Here is a 19338-nt window from a genome sequence, read left to right as displayed (position 1 = left end):
CTTCAGTAGCAACTTCAGTAGCTGTTGGTGCAGTTTCTACCGCTGCTGGTGCTGCTCCACCATTTAAGAATGCTTCAATATCTTCTTTTAGTACGCGACCGTTCTTACCAGAACCAGCAACTAAAGTAATATTTACACCTTTTTCACGAGCATACTTTCTAACCGAAGGCATTGCAACCACACGACGATTAGGGTCAACAGAGGCCTGCGTTTCTGCTACACCGTTGTTAGTTGTGCTAGCTTCTGCAACAGGAGCTTGCTCTTCTTGCTTTGGTGCTTCCTCTGCGTGATCGTCACCTTTAAATTTAAGGTTTTCATATCCAGGAGCATCAAATGTAATAAGTACTTGACCTACTGTTGCAACTGTTCCTTCACCTACTAGAACTTCTTCAACCGTACCAGCAACTGGTGATGGAATTTCAACTACTGCTTTATCGTTTTGCACTTCACAAAGTACATCATCTTCTTGAACTTTATCGCCAGCTTTTACAAACCACTTAACGATTTCACCTTCATGGATACCTTCACCGATGTCAGGTAATTTAAATTGGAATGACATGTATTCACCCTCCTATAGATACGAGCTTATTCAGAACTTTTCAAATAAGGAAAGGGAAAATGGTGACCCATTCCCCTTTTATTAAAAATTTTAGAAACTTAATACTTTCTTCGCAGTTTCAATTACATCTTTGTAGTTAGGTAACCATACTGTTTCCGCTTGAGAGAATGGGTACACAGTATCAGGACCTGCTACACGTAATACAGGAGCTTCTAAGCTAAGAATTGCACGGTCATTAATTTCAGCAACCACTTGAGCAGCAATTCCCGCTTGCTTCTGTGCTTCCTGAACAACAATTGCACGTCCAGTTTTCTCGACAGATGCTACGATAGCGTCAATATCTAATGGTGCAAGTGTACGTAAGTCAACTACTTCAACTGAGAAACCTTCTTTTTCAAGCTCTTCAGCAGCTTTTAGTGATTCGTGTACCATTGCTCCGTAAGTAATAATAGATAAGTCTTTCCCTTCACGCTTCACGTCAGCTTTTCCTAACGGAATTGTGTACTCCTCTTCAGGAACCTCTTGACGGAATGAACGGTATAGCTTCATATGCTCAAGGAAAATAACTGGGTCGTTATCACGAATAGCTGATAATAATAAACCTTTTGCATCATAAGGAGTAGAAGGGATAACAACTTTTAATCCTGGTTGTTGTGTCATTAAACCCTCTAAACTATCAGCATGCAGTTCAGGTGTATGAACGCCACCACCAAATGGAGAACGGATTGTGACTGGAGAATTGTAACGTCCACCTGAACGATAACGCATACGAGCCATTTGACCTGAAATTGAGTCAATAACTTCATACACGAAACCAAAGAATTGGATTTCCATTACTGGACGGAAACCTTGTAAACCAAGACCGATTGCTAAACCACCGATTCCAGATTCAGCAAGTGGTGTATCAAATACGCGCTCTTCTCCGAATTCCTTTTGAAGACCCTCAGTTGCACGGAATACTCCTCCGTTATTTCCTACGTCTTCACCGAATAGTAACACGTTCGGATCATTGCGCAATTCAATACGTAACGCATCCGTGATTGCTTGAATCAATGTCATTTGCGCCATGGCTTACTTCGACTCCTTTTCTTTATAAATAGCGTATTGTTCTTCAAGGTTCTTAGGCATTTGCTCGTACATATTTTCCATTAGGTCTGTAACCTTCTGTTTAGGTGCCTCGTCTGCCTTTTTGATTGCTTCTTTAATATCTTCTTTTGCTCTTTCGATTACTTCGTTTTCTTTTTCTTCGTTCCAGATTCCTTTTTTCTCAAGGAACTTACGGAAGCGTACTAGTGGATCCTTTTTCTCCCACTCATTATCTAGATCAGAAGTACGATATCTTGTTGGATCGTCTCCTGCCATTGTGTGTGGACCGTAACGATATGTTAGCGTTTCGATAAGTGTTGGACCTTCACCGTTAATTGCTCTTTCACGAGCTTCTTTTACTGCAGAATACACTGCAAGAGGATCCATACCGTCTACTTGAACTCCAGGGATACCAGCTGCTACTGCCTTTTGAGCAATTGTCTTAGCTGCTGATTGCTTTTCAACTGGTGTAGAAATAGCAAAGCGGTTATTTTGAACAACGAAGATAGCTGGCGCTTTGAATGCACCTGCAAAGTTAATTCCTTCATAGAAATCACCTTGAGAAGCTCCACCGTCACCTGTGTAAGTTATCGCAACAGATTTAGCTCCACGCTTTTTCATCCCTAAAGCTACGCCAGCAGCTTGAATGATTTGTGCACCGATAATGATTTGTGGAGAAATTACATTTACACCTTCAGGAATTTGATTTCCGTGGAAGTGTCCACGTGAGAATAAGAATGCTTGATATAATGGAAGTCCGTGCCAAATCATTTGAGGAACATCACGATAACCTGGAAGGATGAAATCTTCCTTTTCTAACGCAAATTGTGAAGCAAGTTGTGATGCTTCTTGCCCTGCAGTTGGAGCATAAAATCCTAAACGACCTTGTCTATTTAAAGAAATAGAACGCTGATCAAGAATTCTTGTATACACCATGCGGCTCATTAATTCTTGTAGCTGCTCATCAGTTAGATCTGGCATTGCAGCTTCATTAACTACTTCCCCTTCTTCGTTTAACACTTGAATAGTTTGAAACTGCTCAGAGATTTGCTCGAGTTGCTTCGTTGCATCGAACCCTTGATTCTTCGTTTTAGAAGCCATCGGAGTCACCAATCCTTTCTTTGGTAGAAAAATAATAATAAAAGCTAAAATACGCACAAAAATTAGGATACCCAAAATCAAATCTTCTTAGAAATAATCATCATTCTTAGATTTGACCTGTTCTAAACAGAGAGAAGCTATTATTTATTAAGTAGTTTCCCACAAATCTCGTTTAAAAAAACAGAAATTGTAGATTCAATGCTTATGATATTCTGTATCACTAACTTATGCAACAAAATTGATACAATAAATTGATTCGTTTCTTAGTTTACATCATTAAAAATACCTGCGTCAAATATTAAATCTGTAAGTTTTTAAATATATTCATAGTAATTATTATTTTAATCATTATCCTTTTCTGTACCAATCGATAATTCTATCTGTACTATATAACATCTCCCTATTAAACATCCTGTTATAAATCAAAAAAAGCCGACCTTATTTGGTCGACTCTTCTATATCTAATCCTGATAGTTCATAAAAGGCATGCTTAATATCATTATATTCCTTTGTTAGCTCATTAAATTTTTCGTTAGCTGCAATAACTTGTTCGTATATTCCATTTATTTTAACTATTTGTTCCTCAAGTTCTCCTAAAGACCTTTCCTCTGCTTTTAGCATATTATACAGATTTTTGTCCTGCTCGAGGCCTTGCGTATATGCTTTATAAAGCTCATCATGGGTACGATATCTTTCAGTCATTACGGAATATAATTCGTCTGCTTTATTTTTTACTTGCTTCTCATCAATTTTCTCAATTAAAGGTTTCACACGTTTAAATTCTTCTTCTGATTCCTCTAGGCTTTTTTGTTCATTTTCCATATGAACTTGTCTTTTATCTACTATTTCTATAGCTTCATCAGACTTTTTTACAATATCATCAAGATTCTTTGTCCCAAGTGCCATTATTTCTTCATATAATTGCTGCTCGTCCTTTTCTAACTGCACTAACGGTTCCTGCTGTTCTTCAAACAAAGCTTCTTTTTCTACCACATCTTCTAACACTTCGTGAATTTTTTCGGGTGTTGATTGAAAAGGACTACAGCCAGACAAAAACAGGATGAAAGCAAAACAAAAGATACCTAATAAAAGTTGATTTTTACGCACAATTTAGCCCTCCTATAACAATTTTAACTATATCTAGTAGTGGGATGAATGACAATACTATTACAATGCTTTTATTTTAAAAATTGGCTAGGCTTGTCCGTTTTGTTACATCATATTTCTAAACATTCGTAAATATGTATTAAATAAGCAAAATCCGGAAGAGATGATTAACTTTTGATCCGAACTTTGGTAGACTATTATCGATAAACAACGGACGAGTGAAAGTCTTGTAACTTAGGAGCGTGTATTTATGATAACAATGGATGATATCATACGGGATGGACATCCAACCTTACGTAAAGTAGCCGAGGAAGTTTCCATTCCTCCCTCTCAAGAAGATATTGAACTGTTAACAAGTATGCATGAATATTTAGTAAATAGCCAAAATCCAGAAACAGCAATGAAGTATCAGTTACGAGCTGGAATTGGAATTGCAGCACCCCAGATAAACGTTTCGAAAAGAATGATCGCCATTCATGCAAAAGATGAAAAAGACCAACTCCATAGCTATACATTGTTTAACCCAAAAATTATTAGCCATTCCGTAGAAAAAGCCTATCTTACTTCTGGCGAGGGATGTCTATCTGTAGATGAAGCATTCCCCGGTTTCGTGCCAAGATATTCAAAAATTACAGTTAAGGCATTTAATCTACAAGGAAAAGAAGTTAAACTTCGATTAAAAGGGATTATGGCAATTGTTTTTCAACATGAAATTGACCACCTTAACGGAGTGCTGTTTTATGATCATATAAACAAAAAAGACCCATATTACGTACCTGACCATTCAATTGCCGTAGAAAGATAATTGTGGCTGCTGGTAAAACTACCAGCAGTTTTTTTATGAATTCACTAAAATACCAACTTTATCCACGAGAAAAATTGTTAAAACATCATATAATATAAGTAGAAGAAATGCTTCCGGGACAAATTTTCTTTACTTTGGACAAGGATCGTTTAAATATTATTTGTAAGGAGATGATCCACCATGTTAAAGAAGCTTAGAAAAAAGCTTGTTAGGCAGTGGAACGAATTATTACGTAAAAAAACAATTGCATAATTTTTTACCTTCCTGGCTTGGGGCTTCCCCAAGCCTGCTCTTATACTATATATTTTTTCTATGAGAAAGCCCTTCTAAACTTGCGAAGGGCTACTTCTTTATTGTAAAGTTAATCATTGCCACTACATATTCTTTTGCAATAATGTAAAATAATGGTTAATTCTGCATAATCCTACTATTAAACGAGAAAAAACATGAAATACATGTTATTTTTAGATATAATAGAAAAAGTTACTATCGGAATAAGGAGAGATTTTTTTATGATTTATAAAGTTTATTTTCAAGAAGACAAATTACAGGTACCTGTAAGAGAAAAAACAAAAACCGTTTATGTTAAAGCGGATTCAGAACGAGAAGTCCGTACAAAATTGGCAGACCGACCATACAATATCGAGTTTGTTACACCAGTAACGGGTGCATTCTTAGAGTATGAACAACTAAATGAAGATTTTAAAGTATTGGAGATTGATTAATTTATGAAATTTGTTAAAAATGATCAAACGGCCGTGTTCGCCCTTGGCGGCCTTGGGGAAATCGGAAAGAATACGTATGCAGTTCAATTCCAAGATGAAATTATCTTGATTGATGCCGGTATTAAGTTTCCAGAGGACGAGCTACTTGGAATTGACTACGTTATTCCTGATTACACTTACCTAGTGAAAAATGTGGACAAAATTAAAGGCCTTTTTGTTACACATGGTCATGAGGATCATATTGGTGGGATTCCTTATTTATTAAGAGAAGTAAATATTCCTATTTACGGCGGAAAACTTGCACTTGGCTTAATTAAAAATAAGCTTGAAGAACACGGATTACTTCGCACGGCTAAATTAATCGAGATTAAAGAAGATGACATCATCAAGTTCAGAAAGACATCGGTTACTTTCTTTCGAACTACCCATAGTATTCCGGATTCATATGGAATAGTAGTGAAAACACCTCCTGGACAAATCGTCCACACTGGAGATTTCAAATTCGATTTCACTCCAGTCGGGGAACCTGCTAATTTAACAAAAATGGCAGAAATCGGTAAAGATGGCGTACTTTGTTTGTTGTCTGATAGTACAAACAGCGAAGTCCCTGATTTCACCATGTCTGAGCGACGTGTTGGTGAAAGCATCCAGGATATTTTTAGAAAGGTAGAAGGGCGCGTTATTTTTGCTACCTTTGCATCTAATATCCACCGCCTTCAACAAGTAACAGAAGCTGCTGTAGCACACGGTAGAAAAATTGCTGTATTCGGTAGAAGTATGGAAGCAGCCATCCGCATTGGACAAGAATTAGGTTATATTCGTGCACCGAAAGATACATTTATTGAGTCACAACAAATCAATCGAATTCCAGCTAATCAATTAACGATTCTATGTACAGGAAGTCAAGGCGAGCCTATGGCAGCTCTTTCTCGTATTGCCAATGGAACTCATCGTCAAATTCAAATTAACCCTGGAGACACAGTTGTATTCTCATCTTCGCCAATTCCAGGAAACACGGTTAGTGTAAGTCGTACAATCAACATGCTGTTCCGCGCGGGAGCAGATGTTATTCATGGATCATTAAATGATATTCACACTTCTGGTCACGGTGGACAACAGGAACAAAAGCTTATGCTACGACTCATTAAGCCTAAGTTCTTCATGCCGATCCATGGGGAATATCGCATGCAAAAAATGCACGCCAAACTTGCAGTGGATTGTGGCGTAGAAGAAGAAAACTGCTTTATTATGGATAATGGTGAGGTTTTAGCTTTAAGCGAAGATACTGCACAGGTTGCTGGAAAGATTCCATCTGGAAATGTTTATATCGATGGAAGCGGAATCGGCGACATTGGTAATATCGTTTTAAGAGACCGTCGTATCCTCTCTGAAGAAGGACTAGTCGTTGTTGTAGTAAGCATTAATATGAAGGACTTTAAAATTGCTGCTGGTCCTGATATCATCTCTCGCGGGTTTGTGTATATGAGAGAGTCCGGTGACCTGATTAACGATGCTCAATCGCTAATTTCTAAGCACTTAAATAAAGTGATGGAAAGAAAGACAACACAATGGTCGGAAATTAAAAATGAAATTACCGACACTTTATCTCCTTTCCTATATGAAAAAACAAAACGTCGTCCAATGATCCTACCGATCATTATGGAGGTATAGAAAGGCGGAAGCGACCGTTTAGCAACGTATGGACTGGAGAGCTTCGACTGAGATAAAGGAAACACGGAGAGCGATAGCGATTCGATGTTGACTTATCGTAGGGAGATGATCGAAGTACACTAGTTGTTGGGCGCTGGAGCTGGACAATTTTCAAAGTACAAACTTCTTTACCTCATAAGTAAAACTTAAAGCCACTCTTAAAATGAGTGGCTTTTCTTTGCATTATTGGATGACTTTCTTTTCAAAACGATTGATGTCTACATCTGCACCAATAACAATTAGGACGTCATTTGCTGCAATAGGTTCATTTGCTTGTGGTGATACAATGATATTATTTCCTCGCTTAATAGCAACAATGTTAATACCGTATTTCGCACGAATATCCAAATCGATAATAGTGTTCCCTACAAGACGGTCACTTGCAACAATCTCGACTATACTATGCTCATCTGAGAGCTCAAGATAATCTAACACACTATTTGATATGATATTATGAGCAATTCTTTTCCCCATGTCTCTCTCAGGATGAACCACATGGTCTGCACCAATTTTTCTAAGTACCTTCTCGTGATAATCATTTTGTGCCTTTACCGTAATATTGTTTACACCAAGCTCTTTTAAAATAAGCGTAGTTAAAATACTCGCTTGTATGTCATCACCAATGGCAACGATCACGTGGTCAAAATTACGTATACCAAGACTTTTTAGAACTGACTCGTCAGTCGAATCTCCTACTACGGCATGAGAAGCAATCATTGAAAACTCATTCACTCGATCCTCACTATTATCAATAGCCATAACCTCCATACCCTCTTCAGCAAGCGCACGGCAAATACTTCCTCCAAAACGACCGAGTCCAATGACAGCAAATTCTTTTTTCATAAAAAGGTTCCTCCGAATACTGTTGAAGTATTTTACCATTTTAGCACAAAGGACTAAAAGGAAAAAGCCCCCCATCTCAGGTTGGGGGACAACTCCATTAACTCGCTGTGTTCATGGTAAATTGTGCTCTTACAAGAGAATAGTATTCCCCTTGAAAATTCATTAATTGTTCATGATTTCCCTGTTCAATTATTTCACCATGATCTAAAACAAAGATCTGATCTGCTTCACGTATCGTAGACAAACGGTGAGCGATAATAACAGCTGTACGGTTTTTTAATAAAGTCTTTAAGGCATTTTGAATCTTTTGTTCAGACTCTGTATCTATACTTGCCGTTGCTTCGTCTAAAATAAGAATTTTGGGGTCTGCAAGCAAGGCTCTAGCAAAGGAAATTAACTGTCTCTCTCCTACGGAAAGGACATTTCCTCTCTCTTCTACCTCTGTTTCATACCCATTAGGAAGTCTTTCAATAAACCCATTAGCACCAACTGCCCTTGCGGCTTCTTTTGCCTCTTCCTCCGAAGCCTCGGGGTTTCCAAATAATATATTTTCCATGATCGTGCCGGAAAATATGAATGTATCCTGCAGTACCACACCAATTTGTTTTCTTAAGCTTTTTAACGAAACATCCTTTAAATCAGTACCATCGATAGTTACTGTACCACTAGTCGGGTCGTAAAACCGGCTAATTAAGTTTGCTATTGTTGTTTTCCCTGAACCAGTATGGCCAACAAGGGCAACGGTTTGACCGGCTCTCATCTCCAAAGATATGCCTTTTAGTGCTTTACGATTAGAATCGTAGGCAAACTCAACATTTTCAAACTCGATTTGTCCCTGAATATTTTCGAGTTCAATGGCTGCGTCCTTCTGAGACACAATCGGCTTTTCGTCCAAGAATTCAAATATACGCTCAGAAGATGCCATTCCCATTAACAATTGATTATATACTTGGCCAAGCCTTGAAATAGGCTCCCAAAACATCCCTAAATAAAAGGCAAAGGACACAAACTCACCGATTGTTATCGATTCGTTTTGAATTAGACTAGCTCCAAACCAGATGAGAACAGCTGTCCCGACCGCATTCGTTAATTCGACCATTGGGCGGAACATTGCATTTTTTTGAGAGGCCTCTTTCCAGCTTTGAAAATTCTCAGTATTCACACCATCAAAAAACGCCATGTTCTCCTGTTCCTGTGTAAAGGACTGAGTAACTCTTATACCTTGTATACTTTCATTCAGATGAGAGTTTAGTTTTGACTGTTTGAGACGTACAACCTGCCATGATTTTCTAATATTCCTTCTAAGACTTGTAGAAATAAAGAACATGATTGGTAAGATAATCATAATCCCTAATGTTAATTCGGGACTTAATGTAACCAATATAACCATTACACCTATCAAAAGAATAACATCCATTAATAGGTTAATAACTCCATTCGTAAATAGCTCCTGAAGAGAATTGATATCATTCATAATTCTTACAAGAATGGAACCTGCTGATCTTTGGTCAAAGAATCGATGCGAAAGGTTTTGTACATGTGTAAAGAGGTGTTTCCTTAAGTCATATATGACATTTTGCCCAAGCTGATTCATCCATTTTATCCGGAAGAAATTGGCTATGTAAGAAGCCACATATAAACCAGAAATGATAACTACAAGTGTAGTTAGGAGTTTCGCATCCTTATTTACGATTGCTCTGTCTAACGTGTACACCCCTATCAATAGCGGGATAATAAGTCGTACAGCTGTGTTGATCAGTACCATAATCATTGAAAAGGGAAGTAAATTCTTCCGATATGGTTTCATATAACTGAACAATCGTAGCATCTGACCCCAGTTAAACGGTTTATCAATTATCTGGTCTTGTGAATATTCAAATCTTTTTATTGCATTCTCACTAACACGTGGTTGTTTCTTACTCATATGATCCCCCCTATCCGATATGCGATTGCATAATTTGCTTTTGATCTTGGTATTGAATATCATATACACGCTGATAAAGTCCGTTTTGGTTTACTAGTTGTTCATGGACTCCTCGTTCGACAATTTTCCCTCTATCTAGAATCAGAATTTCATCAGCATGCTTAAGCGATGAAATTCTATGGGCAATGATAAATGTTGTTCGCCCTTTCATAACTTCGTGAAGTGCTTGCTGTATTTTATATTCGGTTTCCATATCAACAGCACTTGTAGCATCGTCTAAGATAAGTATACTTGGGTCCACACAAATCGCCCTTGCGATTGCAATTCGCTGTTTTTGACCTCCTGATAATCCCATTCCACGTTCCCCAAGCATTGTGTCGTAGCCATCGGGTAGCTCCATTATAAAATCATGTGCTTGAGCCCTTTTTGCTGCTTCAACGATCTCTTCCATTGTCGCCTCTGGTCTTCCATAAGAGATATTTGCTTTAATGGAAGACGAAAACAGAAAGGATTCCTGTAACACAAACCCAATATTGCTTCTTAGAGATTTAAGTGCGTAATTGTTAACCTTCTCACCGTCAATTAATACTTCTCCTTCAGTAACGTCATAAAATCTAGTGATGAGCTGTGTAATGGTGGTTTTACCTGACCCAGTAGCGCCTAGTAGCCCAATTTTCTTTCCAGGCTCAGCAACAAAAGAAACATCATATAAGGCCTCAGAATCATCCTCAGTGTATTTAAAGGTAACGTTCTTAAACTCTACCTTTCCTAGCAATCTATCGACAGTTAATTGTCCATCATTCTCCTCAATCTCTCCCTCTGCTTCAAGAATTTCCAAAAGTCTTTCTCCAGAAGCTTTTGATTGAGAAAATAAATTAATAACAAAACCTAAATTCATAATCGGCCACATAATGTACCAAACCAAACTGTAAAAGGCCACTAACTCTCCAGGTTTCAGCTCTTCTTGGATGACGAGGTATCCCCCGTAAGACAACAATAAAACGACGCTAATATTACCTAGCAACTCCATTAGTGGAAAATACTTTGCCCAAATATTGGAGGTGAAAATATATTTATCCTTATAGTCACCATTTGAATGGTTAAACTTTCCGATTTCAAAGTCCTCTCTTGATAATGACTTCACCGTGTTGATACCACTAATATTTTCTTGTACTTTTGTGTTTAATTTTCCAAAGGATTTTCGAATTCCTCTAAATGCAGGATGAACAGCTTGATCGAATTTATAAACAACGACCGCTAAAAACGGAAGTGTGATCAAAGTAACAATGGTTAGTGGAACAGAGTAGTAGAACATAACACCAAAAGTGATACCAATTAAGACGATAAAGCGAATCAACTCTGAAAACCCAAATGAAAGAAAAAAACGAAACCCTTCTACATCTGCCGTTAACCTCGACATAAGATCTCCCGTTTTGGCATTATCGTAATAACGGAACGGTAAATACTGCAGCTTTTCATAAAGGCGATTTCTCAGCTTATAAACGGAGGTTATTCCGAACAAGTCTCCTGTATATTGGTGAATATACGTTCCAATCCCCTTGATAACCATAACACCCACAAAACCTAAGCTAACGATTGGAATCCATTCGTACCTTCCCCCCAGCACTATGTCGTCAATCGTTATTTGAAGAATAATTGGGTATATTACAGTGATTCCTGTAATAAGTAATAGAAATGACATTGACCATAAGAAATAGCTTTTATAAGGCCAGTAAAATTCTTTCAGCTTTTTAAAAACCTCCATGAAAATCCCCCTTCATTTGTCAGAATTTCTAAAAAATTCATGAGCATAGTAATAAATATATCGGTTTTCGAAATAAATTTCCACCCTTTTACAACATTTTTTCATATAAAAAAAGACTAGGGATCCTAGTCTTTTAAAAATTTTTACTCCGCTTTTTCCATTTCATCTAAAACACGATTTACACGTTTTTCTAGCATTTTCATTCCGCTTCCACCAGCTTGGAAATGACGAAGATTTCCATCTTTATCAAACACATAGTAAGCAGGAACGTACTGATTTTCAAATGCTTCCGTTAATTTATGTTCGCTGTCAACAAAGATTGGTTGTGTAATTCCGTGTTCGTCAGCTGTTTTCTTGATTGCATCAAGATCTAGATCTTCTTCGCTTCTTGGCATATGAACAGCGATAACATTTAATTTATCTTTATAATCATCACGGAATTGATTCACTTGTGGCATTGCCTCTTTACATAAGTAGCAGCTTACTGACCAAAAGTGAATTAATGTAGGCTTTTCTCCGACTAAGTCAGCTTTCGCTACCTCACCATTTAACCATTCTGTTGCACCAGTTAGCTCTGGCATTGGCGCTCTAAGTTTCATTTTACAACTCTCCCTGTAAATAATTTTCATAACTTAAAGAAAAGACCTAACATTACGTTAAGGCCTTTTCCACTTTGTTGATTAAAGAGTTTTTTGACCTGGCTTCCAGTTTGCTGGGCAAAGACCACCAGTTTGTAGTGCTTGAAGTACACGTAATGTTTCATCTACATCACGACCGATATTGTTGTGGTTTACCACAGAGTACATCATTTCACCTTCTGGGCTGATGATGAATAGACCACGTAAAGCAATACCTTCTTCTTCAATTAATACTCCATATTCGCGTGAAACAACATGGTTTGTATCAGCAGCTAAAGGATACTTAAGATCACCAAGTCCGTTCTCTTTACGATCTGTGTTGATCCAAGCTAAGTGAGTGTGAATGGTGTCAGTAGACACTCCAATTACTTCAGCATCAAGGTCTTCGAACTCATCGTAACGATCAGACAATGCAGTGATTTCTGTAGGACATACGAAAGTGAAATCCATTGGATAAAAGAAAAGGACAGTCCACTTATCGTTTTTCATGTTTTCTTCAAGACTTACTTTACCGAATTCCTTATTTGCAAGTACAGCATCCATCGCAAAGCGTGGAGCTTGTTTTCCTACCATACGTTCTGCCATTATAAATCCCTCCGTGTAAAAATATGTAGATATTGTGAAAAAAAATACAAATACAATTATAGTAGTAACCTAATGCTTGAGTCAATTGTTATGAAGGAATAGATGTTAAAAAAGAGTTATTATTAAAATAACACCTAACCCACTATATGGTTTGCCCTATTTTTTTGTAAAATAAACTCTCTTATTTAATTTCCTTTATAATTTAAGTATGAGGTTAGAAGCATAATCGCTTTCTCAATTGCATCTTCATTGGGATTTAATTTTGAATGATGAAGTCCATGCTCAGACTCAACCCCTAGCCAAAACATGAAGCCAGGTATCTCTTCTAGCATATATCCAAAATCTTCTCCTGTCATCGCTTCCTTACATTCAATCACGTGAACCGAGGATTGTTCCTCGACAAAATTCATAAATTCTCTTGTTAAGGAATGGTCATTATATACTTGATGATACATACTACCGTAATCTATCTTAACCTCGCACTCGTATCCAGTAGCTACCCCTTGTACGATAGACTCGATTCTTTTTTTCACTTTTTTCATCGAATCAACCGAGAGGGTCCGTATCGTGCCTTCTAGTCTAGCCTTCTCAGCAATGACATTCTGAACAGTCCCACCAGTAATTTTTCCAATTGTAATAACGGCGCTATCCAAGGGGTCAACATTTCTACTAATAATCGTTTGTAGTTGACTTACAAGGCTACAAGCGGCAATTACCATATCATTCGTTTGGTGAGGATAGGCGGCATGTCCACCTTTTCCGACTAAGTCAATAAAAAGTTCAGATGTATTAGCAAATAAAAGTCCTTCTCTTGTTGCAATTGTACCAACAGGATACTCCGGTGCAATATGAAGGGCAATAATCATATCAGGCTTCCACTCTTGCATTTCCCTAGACTTCAACATAGGTTCTGCCCCGCCGGGACCTTCCTCAGCAGGTTGAAATATAAACAGCATGTCATCCTGAATAGGGTGGTGAACTATGTGAGTTAATACTCCTAATCCAATACTCATATGAAAGTCATGGCCACAAGCATGCATTTGTTCTGAATGAGTAGACTGAAAAGGAAGCTTGGTTTCTTCTTTTATTGGTAGCCCATCAATGTCGGCGCGATAACCAATTAGTTTTCTTGGGTTTAACCCATATACCTTTACGAATAAACCTGTTTCCCATTTCTTTACTTCTAACCGCTCTTTTGGCAACGATTCAATATATGACAGTAAATATTTCTGCGTTTTATACTCCTGAAAGCCAAGCTCAGGGATTTGATGCAAGTCTCTACGAATTTGAACAAACGGATTACTCATTACTTCTCCCCCTTTATTTAAGGAGAAAGCGTGGATAGGAATCCACGCTCTCAAGAATGTATTATAGTTGACGTAATGCTTGGATTACTTCCGTTTTTGATAATGTTTTCTCATCCGCTTGTTTGATGACACGAGCAGGAACACCTGCAACTACTGCACCAGCTGGTACGTCCTCGATGACAACTGCACCAGCAGCTACACGAGCACCTTTACCAACGCGAATTCCTTCTAGCACAACAACATTTGCTCCAATAACAACATCATCCTCGATCACAACAGGGCTTGCAGAAGGTGGTTCAATAACCCCTGCTAAAACAGATCCAGCACCGATATGACAGTTTTTACCTACAGTAGCTCGTCCACCTAAAACAACGTTCATGTCGATCATCGTTCCTTCACCAACTACCGCACCAATGTTAATAGATGCGCCCATCATGATAACAGCATTGTCACCAATTTCAACTTGATCACGAATAACAGCACCTGGCTCAATACGCGCCTTAATGTTTTTCATATCTAAAAGTGGAATGGCTGAGTTTCTTCTGTCATTTTCAACAACATAGTCCTCAATTTTTCCTTTGTTTGCTTCTAATGCTTCACTAACTTCGCTCCACTCACCAAATACAACTCCTGTATTTCCAGTGATAAAGGCCTTTGCACTTGCACCAAAGTCAATTCCTTCTAGATCACCTTTTATGTATACCTTAACTGGTGTCGCTTTTTTGCTATTTTGAATAAACGAAATGATTTCGTTTGCATCCATCATTTTCATATCTTTCCCTCCAATTTGTACAATCTAAAAATTACTTTAACAAACAACCGCATTCAAGACAAGTGGGAACCCTTTAGCTTTCATTAATAAATTCTTTAATAATTTCCACAAATGCTTGCACCTGTTTTAACTTAAAGGAAGATTCATAACCCATGAGCCAAGTGTCCCGTTTTAAAGGCATTCCAGCTTCGTCAAGTAACGGGATTTTAAATATATCCTTATCCATCTGATTTAATGTAATAGCAGGTAATATTGCAAAACCAATTCCATTCAGAGCCATCTGTTTACATGTTTCAATTTGATCCACGACTAAAGTTCTTTTTGGTGAGGTTTGAAAATTCCTATACCACCAATCTTGGATTTCCTGAAAATAATTGGAATCACTTTTAAACTGGATAAATGGTCGATCTGTTTTTAATACCTGTTCCGGGCTAGTAATCACCTTGTCGACTAAATAAAGACTATCTTCAAACAAATGCATCTTTACACCCTTCCACTCAGGTGTTCCACGGATAATTCCGATATGTGCTTGATCTTCATAAAGCGCCTTTGAAATCTCACTGCTCCAGCCAGTTATTAGAGCTATTTTTGCATGAGGATATCTGTTCATGTACTTCTTTAGTACTTTGGGAAGCCAGTTTTGACCTACTATGGAAGCTACAGCTATTTTTAAGGTTCCATATACCTCTGTATCAAGCCCGTGAATCGCTTCTTTTACTTTTTCTTCTTTCCCTAATACTTCGTTGGCAAACTCAATAACAAGTTCTCCTGCTGGAGTAAGTGTTAATCCCTTTTGTGAACGAATAAATAGCTTAGTTCCCCATTCTTTCTCAATCGTTTGTAGTCTTTGGGAAAGAGCAGGCTGAGAAACAAATAATCGCTCTGCGGCTTTTCTCATATTCATTTCAGTTGCTAGTACGGATAATAATTGAAACTCTGATAGTGTAGACACAACATCCCTCGGTTAATAAGTTTTACTTATATTATAATTGAAAAAAGCCCCCAAAAGGGAGCATATCTTTATTTATTTAATTTTTTTATATGCTTATTTAAGTGAAACAAAACCGTTCTACGAGTTAAAATTCCTTCAAAAATCCCCTCTGTACTTTCGATACAAATAAACGGGTGATCGATAAGAGTTTCAAGAGAGCTTTTTATACTAGCATCAATTGATATCCGAGGAACATCTTGATTCATGACCTCTTCAACCTTCTTTTCCTCAAGTTTCTCAAACTCAATCCGCTCTAGACCTAATATAGACTCCATAATAATTGGAGTACTTATTAATCCATGAAGCTTATAATGTGGATCAAGAACAGGTATAGCGGTATATCCACTTTTCGTTAACACCAATAAAGCATGCTCTAAATTGTTTTTAACTTGCACATGTGCCACGCGTTCAGATGGTATCATCAAATCTCTAATATTAATTTCTAAAAATTCCCCACTGTGAAGACTTATCATTGTCGAAAACTCCTCATCTCTTGTTTTCAGCTATATTTATTTTATCACAGTTTGAAAGGGTTTGCTCTTTTTAACTTCTTTACATACAAAAGGGACCAATAAATGGCCCCTCTATGTATAGTTGGTTACTGTATGAGATCAAAGATTTCAATAGTAATCATATCAATGTTGTCGAATTGGTATCTCTTCGGTTTTTCTTTGTCATTGTATACTTCTAGTTCAAATGTTTCTGTTTTTGGGTGAAAAGTAACCTGACACTTTCTTTCTCCATTAACTTCAAAAAAGCGTTGAGCTGGCTCACCTGAACTCGCTTGCTCTTGAAGATTTTTTAAACGTGTAATGATTCCTTGAAGCTGCGACATACTCTCTCTCCTTTCGAAACAAACCTATTGATACTCCTAGGTTTCTCTTTTGACATGTTTCTATACGAAAAAAGAAATCAGAAAATTCGTGCCATCCTTCTTTACATGCCAATATTAACAGCATAAAATAATGAAGGGTATTTGTACAAGGAAAAGTATAAAAAAGGAGGTTTTTTTTTGAAAAATGTAGTGAAACTCCTCGAAAATTTGTACATTATTGACGGTCATGACTTAGGACTTAAGAATAGAACAGGTAGCTACGTGCTAGTTGCCGACGAACTTACTATCATCGAAACGAGTGCTAGCCCCTCTGTCCCATACATCCTTGCTGGATTACAGGAACTAGGGTTCAAGCCTAGTGAGGTCCAGAACATTATTGTTACACATATCCATCTTGATCATGCTGGTGGTGCTGGGCTTTTACTTCAATCCTGTCCGAATGCAACTGTGTACGTCCACCCTGCTGGTAAAAGACATTTAATTGATCCTACCAGATTAGTTGCTGGAGCAAAAGCGGTGTATGGAGATCGATTCGATGAACTGTTTGATCCAATCGTTCCTATCCCTGAAGATCGTATAGTGTCGATGGAACATGAAGAAAAGCTTCAATTAGGAGCACATCATGTACTTACCTTTTATCACTCACCAGGGCATGCAAATCATCATGTTAGTATTTTTGATGCATCCAATAAGGCGCTATTTACGGGAGATACTGCGGGTGTCTACTATCCGGACCTAGAGGATACAGGTGTTAAGCTTTATTTGCCATCAACGTCGCCGAATCAATTTCATCCTGACAAAATGCGACAGTCTCTTAAAATGTTTAAGGAGCTACAACCTCAATACCTCTGTTTTGGGCATTATGGAATTACTGAGCAACCAAATCAAGTGTTTCTACAAGTCGATAGCTGGATCGATCGTTTTGTAGAGCAAGGAAAAAAAGCATATGAAGCTCGTACTTCTTTTGAAGACCGAGTTCAATTAGCCTTTAATTACTTATATGAAATGATACAAAATCATTTAGAATCTTATTCTATATCAAAAGACCATAAAGTAAATGAGGTCATTTCTTTAGACATGAGCATATGTGCTATGGGTTTAATTGATTTTATCGACAAACAAAATAAAACTTGAATAGAGGAATACAATGAACAAAGTTACCTTATACACCCAGCCAGGCTGTCCTCCTTGTGAATTTACGAAAAACTTTTTTAATGATCAGAAGATCTCTTATGAACTAAAGGATATAAAAAAAGATTCATCCGCTCGAGATGAATTAATTAAGCTTGGTTCTTACTCTACGCCAACCATTGTAATTAATGGAGATGTGATTATTGGATTTGAGCAAGAGCGAATTGTGGAAGCGCTAGGTCTATCAGACAAAAACGAGTAGAGCTTTTGTTTCGCTCTACTCGTTTCCATATGCTATATAATGGTTGAAAAAGCTCGCGGTCAGCTTCATATGATGAAGAGTGCTAATCATTAGCGCTTGAAATGGATTGTTTTTTTCAAGACTACTCGTTTTTTCCTCTTCTTTTTCAGGAACAATATCTGTGGATGGATTAAAGTCGTATAAATAATCACTTACTTTCCAATTCCCTGTATGCTCCTTTTTCAAAATGATAGCTTCAAAATGGTCTTTGTATGTTACCGGTCCCTCATTTTGCCCTTCAAAAAATTCATACACATAAATACTGTTTTTATTTATGACTATTTCTGTTTGGTCAGAAAATTGGAAAAACGGAATGTAGTAAGGTGCAAAGTCCGTTCCATATGTAAACTGTAATCCATTCTCCTCCACCATATTTTCCTTTTTAAAAAGCTGATTATAGGAATCCGTAAAGTAAGGCTTTAAAATCGAATTTACTTCATCTTCTGTTCTTCCTTCTTCACTTAACGACACCTGCGCCTGAAATGCTTCATGCAAAAAACCAAGAACATCTTCTCTGGTTTCAATCGTTGATACAGAAGCAGCTTGTCCAATTAAAGGAAAAAAGAATAGAATGGAAAATACCAATAATAGCATACGTTTTTTTCGACTCATAAGCTCACTTTCCCTTCCTCGTAATAATTTCCATTTTAACAACAATCTCATCTCTAGATGCACGCATTCGTTCGTAAAATAACGCGCTAATCTGACATTTATATAGATGAAGTTACCCTTTGTGACAACAGATATAACTTTTTATGAAGAAAAAGGCGAAAAAATAAGGAAAAATACCTACAAAGATAAAAAGAGTGTCTTACAAAAACAAAAAACCTCTACACAAGAGGTTTTTACGATAGGTTATAAAATAAAATAATTAGAATCAGCAGCAAGAAGAAAATCCCATACGTTAAAAAAACTGGATTTCGCAAATATATATGCGATTGGACCTTTGTTGGAAGTGGTGTATCTGCTTCTGGTTTTAGTTGCTTTGGTCTTCTTGTTACGGCTAATGTATACCCCAAAGAAAAAACGAGGACACCCATGGAAATAAATAATAAGATTGACATGTAGGTACTCAAGGAGAACTCCTCCTTTATTATTTGTCATATCTATACGATTCCACAATAGTCCTCGTTTATTCTTTTTATGAGTAGGG

The 19338-nt window shown here is 37.4% G+C and carries 21 protein-coding genes; 5 read left to right on the top strand and 16 right to left on the bottom strand.

Translation table 11 applies throughout. The features are described from left to right. The 4 genes from ACGLXV_RS09560 to ACGLXV_RS09545 all read right to left on the bottom strand — a co-directional run. On the bottom strand, positions 1-559 hold a 559-nt coding region (locus ACGLXV_RS09560; RefSeq protein WP_391558400.1), incomplete at its 3' end, for a biotin/lipoyl-containing protein. A 90-nt stretch (positions 560-649) separates the two neighbouring features. Next, on the bottom strand, positions 650-1627 hold the full coding sequence (locus ACGLXV_RS09555; RefSeq protein ID WP_119707384.1) for an alpha-ketoacid dehydrogenase subunit beta: 978 nt from the start codon (positions 1625-1627) through the stop codon (positions 650-652). A 3-nt stretch (positions 1628-1630) separates the two neighbouring features. Next, positions 1631-2746: a pyruvate dehydrogenase (acetyl-transferring) E1 component subunit alpha gene (gene pdhA, locus ACGLXV_RS09550; protein ID WP_391558411.1), complete on the bottom strand. Its 1116-nt coding sequence runs from the start codon at positions 2744-2746 to the stop codon at positions 1631-1633. A gap of 438 nt (positions 2747-3184) precedes the next feature. After that, a complete protein-coding gene (locus ACGLXV_RS09545; RefSeq protein WP_391558399.1) occupies positions 3185-3853 on the bottom strand; it encodes a YkyA family protein in 669 nt (222 codons plus the stop codon). Between the two features lie 250 nt (positions 3854-4103). On the opposite strand from ACGLXV_RS09545, the gene def reads away from it, so the two are divergent. The 3 genes from def (at position 4104) to rnjA (ending at position 7054) form a co-directional block, all read left to right on the top strand. Further along, a complete protein-coding gene (gene def / locus ACGLXV_RS09540; RefSeq protein ID WP_119707382.1) occupies positions 4104-4658 on the top strand; it encodes a peptide deformylase in 555 nt (184 codons plus the stop codon). Between the two features lie 512 nt (positions 4659-5170). Then, the gene (locus tag ACGLXV_RS09535) at positions 5171-5383 is read left to right on the top strand and encodes a DNA-dependent RNA polymerase subunit epsilon (protein WP_391558398.1); all 213 of its coding nucleotides are present in this window, start codon (positions 5171-5173) and stop codon (positions 5381-5383) included. Between the two features lie 3 nt (positions 5384-5386). Continuing rightward, on the top strand, positions 5387-7054 hold the full coding sequence (gene rnjA, locus ACGLXV_RS09530) for a ribonuclease J1 (protein WP_119707380.1): 1668 nt from the start codon (positions 5387-5389) through the stop codon (positions 7052-7054). A 222-nt stretch (positions 7055-7276) separates the two neighbouring features. On the opposite strand, the gene ACGLXV_RS09525 is transcribed toward rnjA, so the two are convergent. The 10 genes from ACGLXV_RS09525 to ACGLXV_RS09480 form a co-directional block, all read right to left on the bottom strand. Continuing rightward, complete coding sequence (locus ACGLXV_RS09525; protein WP_119707379.1) at positions 7277-7936, bottom strand: potassium channel family protein; 660 nt, start codon at positions 7934-7936, stop codon at positions 7277-7279. 97 nt (positions 7937-8033) lie between these two features. Further along, the gene (locus tag ACGLXV_RS09520) at positions 8034-9860 is read right to left on the bottom strand and encodes an ABC transporter ATP-binding protein (protein ID WP_391558397.1); all 1827 of its coding nucleotides are present in this window, start codon (positions 9858-9860) and stop codon (positions 8034-8036) included. 10 nt (positions 9861-9870) lie between these two features. After that, positions 9871-11625, bottom strand: a complete 1755-nt coding sequence (locus ACGLXV_RS09515; RefSeq protein ID WP_391558396.1) for an ABC transporter ATP-binding protein — start codon at positions 11623-11625, stop codon at positions 9871-9873. A gap of 143 nt (positions 11626-11768) precedes the next feature. Then, the gene (locus tag ACGLXV_RS09510) at positions 11769-12224 is read right to left on the bottom strand and encodes a TlpA family protein disulfide reductase (RefSeq protein ID WP_391558395.1); all 456 of its coding nucleotides are present in this window, start codon (positions 12222-12224) and stop codon (positions 11769-11771) included. 81 nt (positions 12225-12305) lie between these two features. Then, entirely contained in the window at positions 12306-12848 is a 543-nt protein-coding gene (locus ACGLXV_RS09505; protein WP_119707375.1) for a peroxiredoxin, read from the bottom strand. Positions 12849-13033: 185 nt separating this feature from the next. Continuing rightward, the gene (locus ACGLXV_RS09500; RefSeq protein WP_391558394.1) at positions 13034-14155 is read right to left on the bottom strand and encodes an N-acetyldiaminopimelate deacetylase; all 1122 of its coding nucleotides are present in this window, start codon (positions 14153-14155) and stop codon (positions 13034-13036) included. 61 nt (positions 14156-14216) lie between these two features. Next, positions 14217-14927 carry a 2,3,4,5-tetrahydropyridine-2,6-dicarboxylate N-acetyltransferase gene (gene dapD / locus ACGLXV_RS09495; RefSeq protein ID WP_119707373.1) on the bottom strand — a complete coding sequence of 237 codons (711 nt, stop codon included), beginning with the start codon at positions 14925-14927 and terminating at the stop codon, positions 14217-14219. A gap of 73 nt (positions 14928-15000) precedes the next feature. Then, positions 15001-15879 carry a transcriptional regulator CcpC gene (locus ACGLXV_RS09490; RefSeq protein ID WP_391558393.1) on the bottom strand — a complete coding sequence of 293 codons (879 nt, stop codon included), beginning with the start codon at positions 15877-15879 and terminating at the stop codon, positions 15001-15003. Positions 15880-15947: 68 nt separating this feature from the next. Continuing rightward, positions 15948-16391, bottom strand: coding sequence for a cyclic-di-AMP-binding protein CbpB (gene cbpB / locus ACGLXV_RS09485; protein WP_391558392.1), 444 nt, complete (start codon positions 16389-16391; stop codon positions 15948-15950). A 125-nt stretch (positions 16392-16516) separates the two neighbouring features. After that, entirely contained in the window at positions 16517-16753 is a 237-nt protein-coding gene (locus ACGLXV_RS09480; RefSeq protein ID WP_066059865.1) for a YkuJ family protein, read from the bottom strand. Positions 16754-16930: 177 nt separating this feature from the next. Between ACGLXV_RS09480 and ACGLXV_RS09475 the strand changes: the two genes are divergently transcribed. Both ACGLXV_RS09475 and ACGLXV_RS09470 read left to right on the top strand, forming a co-directional pair. After that, positions 16931-17887 (top strand): MBL fold metallo-hydrolase, encoded by a 957-nt coding sequence (locus ACGLXV_RS09475; RefSeq protein WP_391558391.1) that lies wholly within the window; start codon positions 16931-16933, stop codon positions 17885-17887. Between the two features lie 13 nt (positions 17888-17900). Continuing rightward, on the top strand, positions 17901-18146 hold the full coding sequence (locus ACGLXV_RS09470) for a glutaredoxin family protein (RefSeq protein WP_119707369.1): 246 nt from the start codon (positions 17901-17903) through the stop codon (positions 18144-18146). A 15-nt stretch (positions 18147-18161) separates the two neighbouring features. Here ACGLXV_RS09470 and ACGLXV_RS09465 read toward each other — a convergent pair whose 3' ends face one another. Next, positions 18162-18797, bottom strand: a complete 636-nt coding sequence (locus ACGLXV_RS09465; RefSeq protein ID WP_391558390.1) for a DUF3993 domain-containing protein — start codon at positions 18795-18797, stop codon at positions 18162-18164. A gap of 233 nt (positions 18798-19030) precedes the next feature. Beyond that, positions 19031-19261, bottom strand: a complete 231-nt coding sequence (locus tag ACGLXV_RS09460; protein WP_119707367.1) for a hypothetical protein — start codon at positions 19259-19261, stop codon at positions 19031-19033. Between the last annotated feature and the right edge of the window lie 77 nt (positions 19262-19338).

It is taken from the genome of Robertmurraya sp., from assembly GCF_036676585.1.
GTDB lineage: Bacteria > Bacillota > Bacilli > Bacillales > Cytobacillaceae > Robertmurraya_A.
Note: the sequence above shows the minus strand (reverse complement) of the source record. Positions and strands in the feature narration are given on the sequence as shown.